The following is a 17,639-nucleotide window of genomic DNA, read 5'->3' on the forward strand; positions in this document are numbered from 1 at the left end:
AAAATATTTATTATGGTAATTTTTTCAAGAAATCCTGAAGAAACTATAAATATAGGAAAAGAAATCGCATCTTACCTCAAAAAAGGTGATACTATCGCCTTCACAGGAGAACTTGGAAGTGGAAAGACAACAATGATTAAAGGTATTGTAAAAGAACTCACTGGATGTGAAGCAACAAGTCCTTCTTTTGTCCTGATAAATGAATATCCAGGACCATTACCTGTATTCCATTTTGACCTTTACAGATTAAAGTGTAAAATAGAAATGGAGACATTCGGATGGGAAGAGTATCTTGATAAAGGGATTGTGCTTATTGAGTGGGCAGATAAAATATATGATATATTACCGAAAAAGACAATATTTATAAGCATTTCCCTTATAAACAGTAAAAGAAAAATTATAATAAAAGGACTAAAGGGGAGGATAAAAGATGACAAGCAGAGAAAGAGTGTTAAGGGTACTTAATCATCAAATTGCTGATAGAATCCCTGTACATGATACTTTATGGACTGCAACTATAAATAGATGGAAAAAGGAAGGGCTACCTGAAGATATTTCACCAGATGAGTATTTTGGATATGAACTCGCTCTCTTTGGTGCAGACCTTTCTCCTCGGTTCCCTGTAAAAGTTATAGAGAGGAATGAAGAGTATATTATCACCACAACCAATGCAGGAGGAAAAAGGAAAAACCACAGGGACTATTCTACAACCCCTGAGATTATTGACTGGCCTATAAAGACAAAAGATGACTGGAATGAGATAAAAAAACGGCTTAAACCTGACTGGAAAAGAATTGATTGGGCAACAGGACTTGCCAACAACCAGACCGCTATAGAAGAAGGGAAGTTTATATGCTTTTCCGCTGCCTGTGGATATGATGCAGTAGGATATTATATGAAATCCGACCAGTTATTAATCACAATGGCTGAGGACCCTGACTGGGTAAAAGATATGGTGATGACACTTGCAGAACTCATTATTGTAACAGCGGACCTAATGATAAATAACGGGTTTAAGTTTGATGGTGCATTTTTATATAATGATATGGGATATAAAAATGGCCTTTTTTTCTCTCCTGAAAGTTATAAAAAAACCCATTATGAAGCAGACCGTTTACTTTATGGATACTTCCACTCAAAAGGAATGAAAACAATACTCCACAGTTGTGGTAATGTGACAGAATTAATTCCTTTACTTATAGAAGTAGGGCTGGACTGTCTTCAGCCACTTGAAGTAAAGGCAGGTATGGACGTAATTTCTCTTAAAGAGAAATATGGAGACCAACTTGCATTTATGGGAAATATAGATGTACGACTGATGGCAGATGAAGACCTCTCAAAGATAGAAGAGGAAATAAAAAAGAAATTTGAAGTGGCTAAAAAAAATGGTGGTTATATCTATCATTCAGACCACTCAATTCCAAATAATGTAAGTTTCCAGCAGTACTGTAAGGTAATGGAACTTATTAAGAAATATGGTGTCTATCCTGAATATGTAGAGGGACAACAACTCCCTTCTACTCCTGAAACAATTGAAGTGGTAACTGAAACAAAACCAGTTGAACAACCCAAGAGAAAATTATTTGGTAAAAAAGGAACAGAACCCGTAGCACAAAAGCCGATAGAACAACCTGTTAAGGCAGAAATAGAAAAACAGAAGAAAGGTATAAAGATATTTGGAAGGAAGAAAGGATAAGGAATGAAAAAGGTAGTAGGTATAGATATAGGTGGAACATACATAAAGGCAGGGCTTACAGATGAAAATGGGAATGTTTTAAAAAAACAGCAGTTTCCTACACGCACTGAAGAAGGTAAAAAAGAGGTTGTTCTTAAACAGATTGAGACCGCTATTGAGTTTGTTTTAGAAGGACTTGATGAAAAGCCAACAGGAATAGGTATAGGAACTCCAGGTGTTGTAGATAATGAAGGCATTGTCTTTGAAGCACCAAATATTCCTGGCTGGCATAACCTCCCCTTAAAAAAGATATTCTCTGAAAAATATGGACTGCCTGTTGTTGTAGAAAATGATGTAAATTCAATTACCTGGGGAGAGTACCTCTATGGAGCAGGTAAGGGATACAACACAATGATATGTATTACACTGGGTACAGGTGTAGGTGGTGGAATTGTAAAGGATGGGAAACTCCTGCGTGGAAGCAACTACTCTGCTTTAGAATTAGGGCATATACCCATTGATTATAAGGGACCGCAGTGTAAATGTGGAAACTATGGATGTATAGAAAGATTTGTAGGAAGGGATTATATTGTTGAAAGGGCTATAAATGCAATAAAAAAAGGGGAAAAAACACTCATATATGAACTTTCAGAAAAAAAACTTGAGAATATAACACCAAAGATAATATCTGATGCATATAAAAAAGGTGATAAGGTCGCAACTGACATATGGATAGATGTTGGAATATGTTTAGGTGCTTTGTTTTCCGGGCTTGTTAACCTTTTGAATCCAGATATTATTGTTATAGGTGGTGGTATATCCAAAAATGTTGAGATTATGTTTGAAACGATTGAAAAGACCATTAAACAACGGGCTATGAATATCCTCTCACAGAATGTAAAGGTAGTTCAGTCAACTCTCGGAAGTGATGCAGGGATTGTCTCTGCTGGTGCACTTATATTCCAGAAATGAAAATAATCTATTTTGGCAGTGATGCCTTTGGTATCCCTTCACTTGAAGCCCTGAAAAAAAAATATTGCCTCGCAGGTGTTATAACCTCTCCTGATAAACCCTGTGGAAGAGGGTTGAAAATTTCTTCTACACCGATAAAAGTATGGGCTTTAAATAACAATATACCTGTATATCAACCAGAGAACATATCAGACACAACATTTATAAAGACCCTAAAAGATATTTCTCCTGACTTTATTGTCCTCATCTCTTATGGCAAAATACTCCCTGAAGAAATTATAAAGATACCTTCCGCTGGAGCAATTAATGTCCATCCTTCACTATTACCTAAATATAGAGGTGCTGCCCCTATGGAATGGGCACTCATAAATGGAGAAAAAGAAACAGGTATAACTGTCATAACAATAAAAGACCGTGTGGATACAGGGGAAATTATAAAACAGGAAAGGACTTCTATTTATGAAACAGATGACATATTTTCATTAAGAAGACGGCTTTCAGAGATTGCACCTTCACTTCTGCTTGAAAGTATTACAGATATAAAAAATGGGATAAAACCATTACCACAGCAAGGTATCTCTACATACGCAAGACGGCTTAAAAAAGAAGATGGGCTTATCCAATGGAAGAAATCTGCTACAGAGGTGTATAATCTCATAAGAGGTGTAAAAGAATGGCCTGGTGCCTATACATATCTGAATGGTAAATATATTAAAATATACGGAGCATTACCTGTATCAGAAAAAAAAGATGGACAGCCAGGGGAGATAGTAGATATTAACCATTCAAATATATACGTTGCCTGTGGTAAAGGTATACTCAAGATTAACGAATTACAGATGGAAGGGAAAAAAAAGATGTCTGCTACAGAATTTATAAATGGATATAGGTTAAAAACAGGTATGACTTTTTCAAAAAATAGATAAGTATGAAGATAAATATAAGACAGTACTGTGGATTTTTTAAACCGGATACACCGTGTATATATCATAAAAATGATAGATGTATATGTTCAGAATGCTTGAATTTTAGAAAAATTAAAGGAACTATACTTATTATAAAGAAGGATGCAGCAGGAGATGTTTTAAGAACCACTTCATTGCTTGAGCCACTTAAGGAAAAATTTTCTGGATATAAAATTATATGGCTGGTGGCAAATAAAAACAGAGAAGTACTGGAAGGGAATCCTTATATTGATGAGATATGGACAGATACTACAGAATTTCTTCAGGCAATATCTTTCTTCCATTTTGATATGGTTATAAACCTTGACCTTTCTCCAGATAGTTTAATCACTGCTGGTAGTGCCAATACAGAGTTATTCTGTGGATTTAGATATAGAAAAAACTGGGATATTGAATGTTCAAACCAAACAGCAGAAGAGTGGTTTCTTTTAAGTCATAATGATGATATGAAGAAAAAGAACAGGAAAACATATCAGCAGTTTATTACAGAAATAACAGAACTTGATAATTATGGTGAGATTATTGTTCCACTTGAAAAGTCATCCATTAAAAAGGCAGAAGCATTCGTAAAAAAGCACAAACTGACAGGAAAAAAGATTGTAGGTATAAATACTGGTAGTGGTTCCAGATGGATTACAAAAAGATGGCCTGAAAAACATCTTATAAAACTTATTGGACTACTTACAGGAGAAAAATACACTGTACTTTTATTTGGTGGTACTGAAGAAAAAGATATTATTGAAAAACTTATGAAGAAAAGTAATCCATATCTTATAAACACTGGTTATAATAATACCATTCCTGACTTTTTTGCACTCCTTAATCTTTGTGATGTGGTAGTAAGTGCAGATACCCTTGCCATGCATGCAGCAACAGGACTGAAGAAAAAAGTTGTAGCACTTTTTGGTCCCACATCCCCATATGAGATAGCAGATTATGGTAGAATAAAAAAAATTATTACACCTCTGGATTGTTTCTGTTGTTATAGAAAGAAATGTGATATAAGTCCATCCTGTATGGATATGATAAAACCAGAAGAAGTGCTTTCTGTAATAGAACAACACTATGGATAAAAAATCTATAGCAATAGTACTCCCTACCTATAATGAGAAGGACAATATTGTTTCTCTGATAGAAGAGATATTGAAATTACAACTTAATATACAGGTCATACTTGTAGACGATAATTCTCCTGATGGAACAGCAGATACTGTAAGAAAGGTATTTATAGATAACCCTCGTGTTTCTGTATATGTAAGAACAGAGAAAAAAGGTAGAGGACTTGCTGGAATATATGGTTTTAAAGAAGCACTGAAGACAAATGCAGAGATTATAGGTGAGATGGATGCTGATTTTTCACATCATCCTTCATTTATCCCATCTATGGTAGAGAAGATAGAGTACTGTGATGTGGTAATTGGTTCAAGATATATAAAAGGTGGAAAAGATACACAAAGGGGTAGTTTAAGAAAGATTATAAGTAAAATAAGCCATCTCTATATAAAAACTATTCTTGGAATTAAACTATCAGACCCAACCTCCGGATTCAGATTTTTTAAAAGAGATATCCTTGAAAAAATCATTGGTAAACTTTCAGCAGATGACCCTTTTATAATAACTGAGGTTTTGTTTTATCTTAAAAAATATAATGCCCGCATATGTGAAGTACCAATAGTATTCCATCAGCGAAAGGCAGGGAAATCAAAACTAAAACCATATATACTTTTTAAATATCTCTTAAAGGTATTACTTTTAAGAATGGGGTATGGAAGAAAAAAAATATAGCAGGTATACATTTATACTTATAGGACTTACAACACTGATACGGTTGTATCTTGCATACACTATAGGACTTGGTGTTGATGAAGCACACTATATTCAGTATGCACTTCAACCTGCCCTTTCCTATTATGACCACCCTCCAATGGTAGGTTATCTGATAAGGTTCTTTATAATCACTATAGGGAAATCACTTATTACTGTCAGAATGCCTGCAATCATTGCAGGAACTGGAACTGCACTCATGCTATTTTACACAGGGAAACTACTTTATGGAACAAAAGCGGGGTTCTGGACAGTGGTTATATTCAACTGTATTCCTTTATTTTCCTCTATTGGAGGGATTGCCATTGTCCCTGAAACAATACTTTCTCTCTTCTGGCTTATTATACTATTTCTGATGTGGCAGATATATCTTACAGGGAAACACTATCTATGGTATCTTACAGGAATTATTGCAGGACTCTCTCTCCTGACAAAATACACTGCATTTGTAATCTATCCTTCTATCCTCCTTTTCATCTTAACCGTTCCTTCAATGAGAAGATGGATGAGAAAGAAAGAACCGTATATTGGATTTTTAATAAGTACAATAATGTTCATACCTGTTATTATATGGAACTATGAAAACTACTGGGCGTCATTTATATTTCAATTCAGCCATGGACTCGGTGAGAAAAGATTTTTCAATATAGAGATGTTTTTGAAAAACATCGGTGCACAGGCAGGGGTGTTTTCTCCTTTCATCTTCTTCTTTCTCGTTTATGTCATCATTATTACAGTCAGACAGGCAGTAAAAAAAGATGTTAAAGCACTACTTCTTACTTCATTCTCATTACCTGTTATTCTTCTCTTTACATATTCTGGTATGTCCAATGAAGTCCTTCCCCACTGGCTTGCTGTTGGTTATCTCACAATTCTACCTGCAGCAGGAGAAATCGGCAAAACACTTTTTTCCAGTCCCTCAAAGAAAATAGCAAGATATTTCTTAATTGTTTCCCTTGTTACAGGAGGAATACTGACAATTCTCATACCAGTTCAGATAATATCTCGTCCTTTTAACCTTTCACAGGATATAGACATATCACAGGATATTACCGGGTGGAAAGACCTTGCCAGAAGAATAAAAGAGATAAAGATAGAAGAAAAGGGAAAGGACTTTTTTGTATTTACACATAAATTCTATATAGCAAGCCAGCTTGCATACTATCTGGAACCAGAAGTTCCGGTATACTGTTTGAGTAAAAGGATAGACCAGTATGACTTCTGGCAATATTCAGAAAACCTGAAGGTATCTCTGTTTAAAAGAAATGGGATTTTTTTCTGCGATGACCATTTTAAAACAGAACCAGGAAAGTTTTATGTATTCCAGAAAATTGAAGGTCCGGAAGTACTCCCTGTTTATCAACACAAAAGATTTGTAAAAAACTTCTATATATACAGGTGCTATAATTTTGACACAGAAAAAACAAACCCATCTTTCCTTCAATCCATAAATTTTATTCAAAGAAATTTTAAAGAAAATGTAAAACGATGGAATGAAAGATATTTTTTCTTTATCAATCATTATGCCTGTAAAAATAAATTTGTTGATACATTTTTCTTATCTTTAACCTATATAGGATCAGGTTTTATCCTTATACCTCTTATTGTGTTGATTGCCATTTTGAAAAAAAAGAAACAATCAGTAAGATATATCTTTATCTTTCTAATTTCACTTATTATTGGTGGTATTATAGTTCACATACTGAAAGAGATATTTAATATACCGCGCCCACTCGGATATTTCGGTAAAGAGTTTGTAAATGTACTGGGGCCACCTCTAAAAAAGGGCTCATTCCCATCAGGACACAGTCAGACCGCATTTACAGGAGTTCTTCTACTTTCATACCTTATGCCTGAATGGAGTATCCTTTTCCTGATATTAGGAATATTTATAAGTATATCACGATGTTTTGTAGGTGCACACTTTCCTCTTGATATTATAGGTGGCTTTGTTGTAGCAGTCATTTCATTTTTTACAGCGATGACTCTATTTGAAAAAAGATTTATACTGAAAGAATTATATATTAAACACAGAATAGCAATAAAAACCGCGATATATCTTATGTTGTTCCTTTATTTTCTCTTTTTTATCATCCCTTACCAGAAATATCCTGTATATACGGACACACAGAATATTGCAAAAGATATAAGAATTATAAAACCACTTGCTGTAAGGATATTTACTCCTTTTACTGATTTCCCCTTATACTTTATAAACATCCCTTATCCAAAAGGGCAAATTCTTTCATGGTTCATATGGCTTTCTTTTATATGGATAATATATACAGTACTGTTTTTGAGAGAAACACTTAAAATAAAAATACTTAAAATTCTAAGAGGAATGTTTATAATCCTCCTTTCACTATGTCTATTAACTATTTATGGAATATTCCTACCTGTTCAAAGATATAAACTTATTCCCAAGAGTTCTGATACTATTCTCTTAGACCTGCACTCTCATACAATATATTCCCATGATGGTATTGTCACACCTGCTTATAACCTTCAATGGCACAATAATTATGGATTTAACTGCTGGGCAATCACAGAACATAAAGATGGAAGTATCTCATCAATTTTACAGGAAGAAATAATAAGAAGAAATAATCTACCCAATAGTGTTATTCCAGCACAGGAGATAAGTTTCAAAGGGGTCTATCTCAATCTCTTAGGGATTGAGAATGATATTAACCCTAAAGAGTTTAATAACCTGAAAGAATTGATAGATAAAGTTCACAGTTATGGTGGTGTAGTTATAGTTCCACATATATGGGCAGATAAGAAAATGAAATTTTCTCTTAAGGAAATAGCAGATGCAGGTGTGGATGGATTTGAGGTAGCAGGAATTTCTTCTGTCCCGTTAACATATAAGAAACAGAAAGAGATTATAGAACTGTGCAGAAATAGAGGTCTTGTGATGGTAGGTGGAACAAACTGGCATGGGTGGAATAATATCTGCACTGTATGGACATCACTAAAGACAGAGAACTGGAACCAGTTAAGTACTCAGGAAAGAAGAAAGGCCGTAATAGCAGCAATAAGAAAAAGGGAAGGAGAAAGGTTCAGAGTAATGACATATTATTACAGTTATATACCTGAAGATATTATCTTTACACCTTTCAGATGGACTTTTTCTTACATCTCTTCCCTTGATAAAAACCAGAGGGGCTCATGGATATTCTGGACTGTTTTACTCTATCTTTCTTTTGCATTTGTAAAAAATAGAAGACGAGTAATCACAATAATCTGGTTTCTAATTACCATCCTCCTTTTCTTAAAATCTCTTTACTTTTTTGAATTATGGAATGAAGTAAAAATTTTTAATGACATACTTCCTGATTTAAGTAAAGGGTTAATTCTAATATCTCTAATTACATTACTGTTAGGCATTACAAATATCAAACGAAGATAGGATAATCCCGATGGATATTATAATTACATCGTAAAAAATCATCTTTACTACATCCGTTCAGGAAGAGATATATTAAGTAGATTTAACGAAAGTGAAAAAACAGAGAGCAGTGCCCGTATAAGAATAATCCGTGCAGAAGAGATGTTTTTATCTTCTCCTACAACCCTGTGTTTGTGATAATAAGAGTGAAACAATTTTGCAATATCAAGAAGATATTCAGCAAGAAGATGTACACCATAACTGTTAACAACCGCTTCTATTGTATCAGGGAATTTAGCAATATATTTCATAAGAGATATCTCTTCTATTTCTTTCAAAAGAGATAGGTCTGTACTATAAACATCAATCCCTTTTTCTTTTGCAAACTCCAGTATGTGTTTCATCCGGACATATGCATACTGGAGATAATAAACAGGGTTTTCTGTGGACTGTTTTTTTGCAAGTTCTAAGTCAAAGTCCAGATGGCTCTCTGCCTTTCTGAAGATAAAGAAAAACTTGGAAGCATCAGGACCCACTTCATCCATCAGTTGTTTAAGAGATATAAACTGCCCTTTTCTTGTAGACATAGAAAGTTTTTCTCTACCTCTGTAGAGTGTTGTCAGTTGAACAATAATACACCTCAGATTTTCAGGATTAAAACCCAGTGTTTCAACCACTGCCTTCAAACGGGGGATATATCCATGATGGTCAGGACCCACAATATTTATCAAGGTATCATAACCTCTGTCTATTTTATTCTTATGGTAGGCAATATCAGATGCAAGATAAGTATAAGAACCATCACTCTTCACCACTACCCTATCCTTTTCATCTCCGTACATACTGCTTTTGAACCACTTCGAACCTTCTGCAGGATATATAAACCCTTTAGATTCAAAGTCCTTAAGTAGTTTGTCCACATTACCATTTTTGAAAAAATCAACCTCACTTATCCAGTTATCAAAACTCACTCCAAATCTTCTTAAATCATTTTTTATATCTTCAAGGATATAATCAGCAGCAAATCTGTCAAACTCAATGTTTTCATCCGGGACTTTTTTTGCAATATCTATAAGGTAATCACCTTCATATCCTCCTTCAGGTATAGAACAATCAATCCCTTTTAGTTGTAGATACCTTGCTTTAAGGGACTCCCCGAGCAGTCTAATCTGTCTGCCTGCATTGTTGATATAATATTCTTTTGTAACTTCATAGCCCGCATATTTAAGAACCCTTGAGAGTGCTTCACCAAAAGCCGCCTGCCTTCCGTGTGCAATGGTAAGAGGCCCTGTAGGATTGGCACTTACAAACTCAATAAGAACCTTTTTGTTTAAAGGGGCTGGTTTTAGAGACGAAGTGTCTCCACTGGATATTTCAGAGATAAGGCCGAGATAAAAATCCTCACTCAAAAAAAAATTCAAAAAACCATTCCTGACATCTATCCTTTTTATAAATGGGAGATTAAGTGTAAGTATCTTTTCTTTTATATATTCTGCTGCATCCTTTGGAGAGGGAAATCTATCTTTTACCCTGAATGCAATATTTGTATAAAATTCTCCAAATTCTTCTTTAAGTGTCGGCAATACAACAACATCTTTTCCTTCTATTCCTATAAGTTTCGGGTCATCCTTAAACACTTCCTCTATAAGTTCTTTAATCCGTTCCTTCGCTGTCTTTTTCATCCTGTTCCCTTCTTATCTCTGCCAGTAATTCTTCAATCCTGAACTCTTTTCTCTCATCATATACAAACTCTATCTTTGGAGCACGTTTTATTACAAGTTGAGTTGCAAGTTTATGCTGGATATAAGGGGTGGAATGGATAAGCCCGTTTAATGAACGGTTCTTCTCCTCATCACTGCCCATTATACTCACCCCTATCTTTGCATACTTTAAATCAGATGTAATATCAACATATGTAATGGTGAAAAATCCAATATCAGGGTCTGATATGTGCCGCCTTATAATTTCCTCCACCTCTTTCCTTACAAGGTGTTCCAGTTTCTTCTGTCTTCTCTCTTTAATTTTCCCCTCCTTTTACAGAACTTTATGTGGATTTTTTCAGTACTTATAATTCTCATTCAATACCTTGTTATATCCTTTCTTAAGTTGCTTTCTACATATTTTGTCTATCTCTTCTATTTCAGATTTTTTGAATTTAGATTTTAGAAGATTGAAAAAACAAATTCATTTATATAACCTTCTCTTAAGAGATTACTGATAATCTGACATTTTGTTCTTTTTCTCATTTTATAGAATTTATTATACCATAAAGGGGAGAGAAAAAGGATAGTAAAAACTTGCGTTTAAGTGGTATTGGTGGTAAATTAAAATCAATGGAACAGATAGAAAAAAAGACACTTGAGCGGTGGATAGAAGGATTTATTATCTTTGCGGTATCTATATACCTTTTCTTCTGCTTGATTTCTTTTTCTCCCTTTGACCCTACATTTGGTTTTGCCAGAACTGGTTCTCCTGTAAATACATCTGTGGAGAACTTTGGAGGTAAATTTGGTTCATATCTTACAGGACTGCTCTTTTATCTCTTCGGGCAGGTATCCTACCTCTTTGTCATATTACTGCTTCTTCTCGGATATAATATCGTATGGGGAGAAAAACTCGGACTGTGGAGAAAAATTATAAGCAGTTTAGGTTTAATCCTAACCCTTTCTATCTTTCTGTCTGTCCGTAATGGATACAGTGCATCTGGAGGGATATTAGGGCTTTTAATTGGACCTCCTTTACAGGACTATTTCGGTAAAAATGGTATATATATGATACTCATCCTTACCGGATTGGGTTCTTTATATGCCGGGTATAAGATATTTATTGCTCCCTTCAAAGAGATATTTGACTATTACCGTGAAGTCCGCAGAGAAAGGATACCTATACCAGAACCATTACCTGAAGAAAAAGAAGAAAGAAAACCGAGAGAGAGAAAGACGAGGAAACCGGTTGTGGTTGAAAAAGTAGTTGAAGAAGTAGAAAATAAGAAGGTAGATGTTGCAGTTAAAGAGGAAAAAGAGAAATCCCCTCCCCCTGCAAAAACACCATCCAGACCTGTCAGGATAGGTGATTACAAACTTCCACCACTTGACCTTCTAAAATCAGCGACACCTGCTCAGCAGGAAACAGAAGAAGACCTTGAAAGATATGCCCAGGTAATAGAGGAGACATTACTGGAGTTTGGTATAGAAGGAGAGGTAGTGGAAATCAATCAGGGTCCGAGGGTTACTATGTATGAGGTACAGTTAGCACCTGGTATTCCCATACAGAAGGTTCATAGTATACAGGATAATATCGCTATGAACCTTAAAACCACCACAATAAGGGTTGTGGCACCTTTGCCCAATAAGTCCACCGTAGGAATAGAGGTCCCTAATAGAGAGATTTCTATTGTCGCACTGAGAGAGATACTGTCAAGTAAGGAATTCCAGAAAAGTTCATCCAAACTTACAATTGCTATAGGAAAGAACATTATGGGGAAGCCCGTTATTACCGATATGAAACTTCTTCCTCATATACTTATAGCAGGAGCGACTGGTTCTGGAAAAACTGTATGTATAAACTCTTTTATAACATCTATACTCTTTAAGGCAGGTCCGGATGAAGTAAAATTTATAATGATAGACCCGAAGATGGTAGAACTTATCTGTTATAACGGACTTCCTCATCTTCTCTGTCCTGTCATTGTAGATATTAAAGATGCGGTTAATACACTTAAGTGGCTTATCGGAGAGATGACCAGAAGGTATAAACTTTTTTCAGATGTCAGAGTCCGTAATATAGAGATATATAACAGTTTGAAAGATGTAGACCAACTTCCATATATAGTGGTTGTGATAGATGAACTCGCTGACCTTATGATGATAGCGAGAAATGAAATAGAAAACAGTATTATACGACTGGCACAATTATCAAGAGCTGCAGGTATTCATCTTATACTGGCAACACAGAGACCTTCTGTAAATGTTATTACAGGTGTTATTAAAGCAAATCTTCCCTCCAGAATCTCTTTCCAGGTTACTTCAAAATTTGATTCACGGACAATTCTTGACAGGATAGGTGCAGAGAAACTTCTCGGTAGAGGAGACCTGCTCTTTATTCCACCCGGTAGTTCATCCCTTATGAGAATCCAAGGATGTCTGGTAAGTGATGAGGAGATTGAGCGAGTATGTAATTTTATAAAGGCACAGAAGACCCCTGAATACCAGATGGAAATTGTGGAAGGGAAACATGGAGAGGAACAGACAGAAATTCCATCCCTTTCAATTTCAGGAGAAAGCGATGAAGAATCCCTATATCAGGAAGCAAAAAGGATTGTCCTTACAACAAAAATTGCTTCTATCTCAATGTTACAGAGAAGGTTGAAAATCGGTTTTAACAAAGCAGCGAGGTTTATTGAGAGGATGGAAGAGGAAGGTATCGTCGGTCCTTACAGGGAAGGTAAACCGAGAAGGGTAATTGTCCCTGGAGAACTTGATGAGGGAGAATATACCGATAAATGAAGTCATTAGAGAAAAACGGATAAAAGAAGGGATTAAACTGGAAGAGGTTTTTGATGAAACACACATCCCTATAAAATTTCTCCGTATGATAGAGGATGGCAACTGGGAAAAATTCCCAAGTCAGTTACATATGAAAGGGTTTATACGACTGTACGGTAAATATATGGATATTCCGGCAGCAGTAATTGAAGAAGGTATAAATAAAATAACTGAAACAAAAAGAGATAATGAACAGCAAAAAGATAACCAAGATAAAGAAGAAATCAGTGAAGAAAAGAGGGAACTTGCAGAAATTCCTGCCAGATATCTTTGTCTATTGTTTTTCCTTATCATCCTCTTTGTATTCATATATTTTTTAACACTCTATTTTCTACCAGAATGAAACAGAAAATATGTCTAATAACCCTCGGCTGTCCCAAAAATCTTGTTGATTCTGAAACTATCCTTGCCTTACTCGGACAGGAAAACTATATCCTAACTGATATGGATGAGGCAGATATCATTATAGTTAACACCTGCGGCTTTATAAAAGATGCGATAGATGAGTCCTTAACAGTTATCAAAGACCTGTGCAGAAGAAAAAAGAGAGGACAGAAGGTTGTTGTTTATGGATGTCTTGTTAATAGATATGGGAATAATTTCCCACATATAAAGGGTATAAATATGCTGGTTGAAGGTGTCAACCCCATCTATCTGGTAAGAGCAATAAAGGAAGAGACAAAAAAGAAATTTATTATTGGTGATTGTTCCAGTATTGGAAATCACCCTCGTTTTATATCTACCTTTCCCTATGCATATATTAAAATCTCTGATGGTTGTGATAACCTGTGCAGTTATTGTATTATCCCTGAAATCAGGGGGCATCTGAGAAGTAGAAAGATAGGAGATATTATAAAAGAAGCAGAAAATCTGGAAGCGATGGGGATAAAAGAGGTTATCATTGTATCTCAAGATACAGGGAATTATGGCAGAGACATTGAGGGAAGATGCATTCTTGATAAACTTCTGTTACAACTATGTAGATATAATTTTCACTGGATAAGGGTTATGTATATCCATCCTGCCCATATCAATGAGAAGATCATTGAAGTAATGGCAACTAACAGAAATATCTGTAGGTATCTTGACATTCCGCTACAGCATATCCACCCTGATATATTGAAAAAGATGAATAGACCCATTATTGACTATAACAGAGTTATTGATTTTATAAGAAAAGCCATTCCAGAAATTAAAATCAGAACAACATTTATTGTGGGGTTCCCTGGAGAGAAAGAAGAGCATTTTAAAATGCTTGTTGACTTTGTTAGAGAAAAAGAATTTGACCGACTTGGTGTATTCAGATATTCAAGGGAAGGGGGGACACCTGCATATAATTTAAAATATCAGGTTGATGATGAGATAAAAAAGGAAAGGGAAAGGATTATTATGGAAATCCAGAGGAAGATATCCCGCAGAAAACTTGAGAAATTCCTCGGGAAAACAATAGATGTGCTTATTGAAAGTAAGGAAGGAGATTACTTTATAGGTAGAACAGAATTTGATGCTCCTGATATAGACGGAACAGTATATATAAGGTCAAAAGATATAGTTAAAAGTGGTGATATATGTAAGATTAAAATAATATCTTCTGATGATTATGACCTGTATGGAAAATTACTGAAAAAGAATAATTAAAAATAATTCTACATACGTAATTGAGTTTCTCCTGCAATAGTGAGGAACTCCTATCCATATGAGGGGAGAATATATAGGTGGGGTGAAAAGTACAGAAAAGGTCTCATAATTCCCCTCTCCTTTCAATGTAGAGGCATCTTAAGTATTACCTTTTATAATTTCTTATGCTCTTCTTTTCTAAATTTTTATTTTAGAAGAATCGTCAGCCACAGAGGAATTGTGATAAGAGAGAAAAGGTGTGTGGTAAAAACAGAAGAAGCAGCGAACTCAGTATCTGAGTTGTATACCTCACTCAATACAACACTCGCTATAGCAGAAGGCATTACAGCAACAATAAAAAGTATATTTTTTGCTTCCTGAGTAAAAGGTAAAAGATAAAGTATAATAGAAGATATTGCAGGAATAATTAAAAGACGGAGGGATATAATATAACCTTGAATGGTTGTAATAAGATGATGGGATTTTAGGTCTGCCATTCTACTACCTGCGATAAACATAGCAACAGGAATGGCTCCTTTACCAAAAATATCAACAGCAGAAAAGAAAGATACTCCTATTTCTTTTATAATTAATGGACAGGCATAAAGAAAATTACACATATCCCTTAATACTATTGCTATTACTGATAAAATAATTGCTATAACGGGAACACTCAAAAATTTTTTTATGCTATCTTTACGAAACTTATTACCTGTAAGGCCAAAAATCCCTATTGTCCAGACAGAAAGTTCTGAACCGAGTGTGGAGAATATAAGGTATGCGACTCCTGTATTTCCATACAGCATAAGGGCTATAGGAAGAGGAAGAAAGGAATAATTGTTTATGGTACACTGGAAGAGAAACTGTCCTTTCTCCTTCTCGTCTTTGAAAGTAATAATCCTTGAAAATATATTCCCTGTAATATAACCTGTTGTCATTATTATAAGTGTTCCCAATGGTAATACCCAGTTCTCGGCCAGTCCATTAAGGGAAAAATTGTTTACCAGATATGAAAAGATAAGTGCAGGATAGAAGAAGTTTGTAGTAATACGTGACATCTGACTGGCTGTCTCTTTTGCAAGCATATTTAATCTTCTTGCCAGAACCCCTACTCCTATCATTCCGAATATCGCCAGTATCCGTATAAAAAGTTTTAGAAACATAGCATTTATTATACTCTAAATTTGCTTGTTTTACATATTAAAACAAATAGTGTAAAATAATAATATGGAAGAGAAACTTAAAAAAATATTGATTATTGAAGATGAGCCAGATAATCTCAAAGTTCTTTCTATGGCACTTAAATCATCAGGTTATATTGTATTTGGGGCAACTAACGGAGAAGATGGACTTGAGATATTCAGGGAAGAGAAACCGGACCTCGTTATATTAGATGTAGTAATGCCTGTTATGGATGGATGGGAGGTTTTAAGAAGGATAAAGTCCGGATTAAGAAGCAGGCGTGTTCCTGTAATAATGCTTACAGCAAAAAATGCTGACCAGGATAAAATAAAGGGCTATGAGTTTGGTGCTGATTTCTATGTAACTAAACCGTATAATATAAAAAAACTTCTCCCTGTCATTAGGGATATGTTAAGCAAGTAAAAATGCCTGTAAATCTACCCCCACAATACCATCAGAAAGAAGCAGAGTTGAAAACCGCTAAGACATTAGAGGAAAAGATCTCTATCCTTGAGGAACTTCTTGCCATAATGCCCAAGCATAAGTCATCAGAAAAACTTCAGGCACTCCTACGGACAAAAATAGCAAAATATAGGAAAGAACTTGAAAAAAAACCGCAGACAGCAAAAAAACAGACAGTACCTGTTATTATAAAAGAAGGAGCAGGACAGATTGTTCTCTGTGGACCACCAAATTCAGGTAAATCCACACTTCTTTCAGTATTAACAAAAGCAAAACCAGAGATAGCGGACTATCCTTTTACTACTAAAATACCTACCCCCGGGATGATGAAGTATGAGGATATAAATATACAACTGGTAGACACACCATCCCTTTCCTCACAACTTTCAGAGAACTGGCTCGGAGACATCTTAAGAAAAGCGGATGGACTTATATTCCTTTTTGACCTTTCCTCTGACTCTCTGATTGAAGATATGGATGACTCTTTGAAGACACTTGAAAGGTTTCGTATCAAAGAGGAAGGTAGTTTCATTTTTAACAAGAATATTATATGGATAGGTAATAAGGTAGATGTCCCAGCATCTAAAGATATAAGAGAGATATTCAAAGAACTTTATGGAGAAAAAATAAAGAACAACTTTATTGAAATATCTGCAAAGGAAGGTACAAATATTGAGATATTACCAGAACTGACTTTCAAACTTTTAAATATCATACGGGTATATACAAAAATACCTGGAAAACCACCAGATACAGAAAATCCTTATACTTTGAAAAATGGCTCACTTGTAATAGAACTTGCGGAACTTATCCACAAAGACATTGCTAAAAATTTTAAGTATGCACGGCTATGGAGAAAAGGAGAAGATAAGGTTATTATTGCAGGCAGGGACTTTAAACTTGAAGACAGGGATATTATAGAGGTGCATATATAAAAGGTTATATAGCGTTGACTTTTTTTAGATAAGATATATAATAATAAGGCAAAATAAAAACTGGATTTAAAA

At 35.0% G+C, this 17,639-nt stretch carries 15 protein-coding genes; 12 read left to right on the forward strand and 3 right to left on the reverse strand.

The annotated features are described in order from the left end of the window. Positions 1–12: 12 nt before the first annotated feature. Genes tsaE through N3D17_00320 form a run of 7 tightly spaced genes read left to right on the forward strand, consistent with a single transcriptional unit; the run spans position 13 to position 8,848 of the window. The gene (tsaE, locus tag N3D17_00290) at positions 13–465 is read left to right on the forward strand and encodes a tRNA (adenosine(37)-N6)-threonylcarbamoyltransferase complex ATPase subunit type 1 TsaE (GenBank protein ID MCX8081833.1); all 453 of its coding nucleotides are present in this window, start codon (positions 13–15) and stop codon (positions 463–465) included. Next, a complete protein-coding gene (locus N3D17_00295) occupies positions 431–1,696 on the forward strand; it encodes a hypothetical protein (GenBank protein MCX8081834.1) in 1,266 nt (421 codons plus the stop codon). The genes tsaE and N3D17_00295 overlap by 35 nt, the downstream gene beginning before the upstream one ends. Positions 1,697–1,699: 3 nt before the next feature. Further along, positions 1,700–2,647: an ROK family protein gene (locus N3D17_00300; GenBank protein MCX8081835.1), complete on the forward strand. Its 948-nt coding sequence runs from the start codon at positions 1,700–1,702 to the stop codon at positions 2,645–2,647. Continuing rightward, positions 2,644–3,573, forward strand: a complete 930-nt coding sequence (gene fmt, locus N3D17_00305; protein ID MCX8081836.1) for a methionyl-tRNA formyltransferase — start codon at positions 2,644–2,646, stop codon at positions 3,571–3,573. The genes N3D17_00300 and fmt overlap by 4 nt, the downstream gene beginning before the upstream one ends. Before the next feature lie 2 nt (positions 3,574–3,575). Continuing rightward, positions 3,576–4,685 (forward strand): glycosyltransferase family 9 protein, encoded by a 1,110-nt coding sequence (locus N3D17_00310; protein ID MCX8081837.1) that lies wholly within the window; start codon positions 3,576–3,578, stop codon positions 4,683–4,685. Then, positions 4,678–5,397: a polyprenol monophosphomannose synthase gene (locus N3D17_00315; GenBank protein MCX8081838.1), complete on the forward strand. Its 720-nt coding sequence runs from the start codon at positions 4,678–4,680 to the stop codon at positions 5,395–5,397. Before N3D17_00310 ends, N3D17_00315 begins: the two co-directional genes overlap by 8 nt. Further along, positions 5,378–8,848: a glycosyltransferase family 39 protein gene (locus N3D17_00320; GenBank protein ID MCX8081839.1), complete on the forward strand. Its 3,471-nt coding sequence runs from the start codon at positions 5,378–5,380 to the stop codon at positions 8,846–8,848. The genes N3D17_00315 and N3D17_00320 overlap by 20 nt, the downstream gene beginning before the upstream one ends. Before the next feature lie 47 nt (positions 8,849–8,895). On the opposite strand, the gene argS is transcribed toward N3D17_00320, so the two are convergent. Together argS and rbfA are read right to left on the reverse strand one after the other, a co-directional pair. Then, positions 8,896–10,509 (reverse strand): arginine--tRNA ligase, encoded by a 1,614-nt coding sequence (argS, locus tag N3D17_00325; protein MCX8081840.1) that lies wholly within the window; start codon positions 10,507–10,509, stop codon positions 8,896–8,898. Continuing rightward, positions 10,481–10,849, reverse strand: coding sequence for a 30S ribosome-binding factor RbfA (gene rbfA, locus N3D17_00330; GenBank protein MCX8081841.1), 369 nt, complete (start codon positions 10,847–10,849; stop codon positions 10,481–10,483). The genes argS and rbfA overlap by 29 nt, the downstream gene beginning before the upstream one ends. 311 nt (positions 10,850–11,160) lie before the next feature. Between rbfA and N3D17_00335 the strand changes: the two genes are divergently transcribed. The 3 genes from N3D17_00335 to rimO are packed head-to-tail and all read left to right on the forward strand — an operon-like array spanning position 11,161 to position 15,009. Next, positions 11,161–13,332: a DNA translocase FtsK gene (locus N3D17_00335; protein MCX8081842.1), complete on the forward strand. Its 2,172-nt coding sequence runs from the start codon at positions 11,161–11,163 to the stop codon at positions 13,330–13,332. After that, the gene (locus tag N3D17_00340; protein ID MCX8081843.1) at positions 13,307–13,714 is read left to right on the forward strand and encodes a helix-turn-helix domain-containing protein; all 408 of its coding nucleotides are present in this window, start codon (positions 13,307–13,309) and stop codon (positions 13,712–13,714) included. Before N3D17_00335 ends, N3D17_00340 begins: the two co-directional genes overlap by 26 nt. After that, the gene (rimO, locus tag N3D17_00345; GenBank protein MCX8081844.1) at positions 13,711–15,009 is read left to right on the forward strand and encodes a 30S ribosomal protein S12 methylthiotransferase RimO; all 1,299 of its coding nucleotides are present in this window, start codon (positions 13,711–13,713) and stop codon (positions 15,007–15,009) included. The genes N3D17_00340 and rimO overlap by 4 nt, the downstream gene beginning before the upstream one ends. 185 nt (positions 15,010–15,194) lie before the next feature. On the opposite strand, the gene N3D17_00350 is transcribed toward rimO, so the two are convergent. Further along, entirely contained in the window at positions 15,195–16,151 is a 957-nt protein-coding gene (locus N3D17_00350; GenBank protein ID MCX8081845.1) for an AEC family transporter, read from the reverse strand. Between the two features lie 64 nt (positions 16,152–16,215). Between N3D17_00350 and N3D17_00355 the strand changes: the two genes are divergently transcribed. Further along, positions 16,216–16,593 carry a response regulator gene (locus N3D17_00355; GenBank protein MCX8081846.1) on the forward strand — a complete coding sequence of 126 codons (378 nt, stop codon included), beginning with the start codon at positions 16,216–16,218 and terminating at the stop codon, positions 16,591–16,593. 2 nt (positions 16,594–16,595) lie between these two features. After that, positions 16,596–17,567 carry a 50S ribosome-binding GTPase gene (locus tag N3D17_00360; protein ID MCX8081847.1) on the forward strand — a complete coding sequence of 324 codons (972 nt, stop codon included), beginning with the start codon at positions 16,596–16,598 and terminating at the stop codon, positions 17,565–17,567. The last annotated feature ends 72 nt before the right edge of the window (positions 17,568–17,639 follow it).

Source organism: bacterium, from assembly GCA_026414725.1.
In the GTDB taxonomy this organism is placed as follows: Bacteria; Ratteibacteria; UBA8468; order B48-G9; family JAFGKM01; genus JAAYXZ01.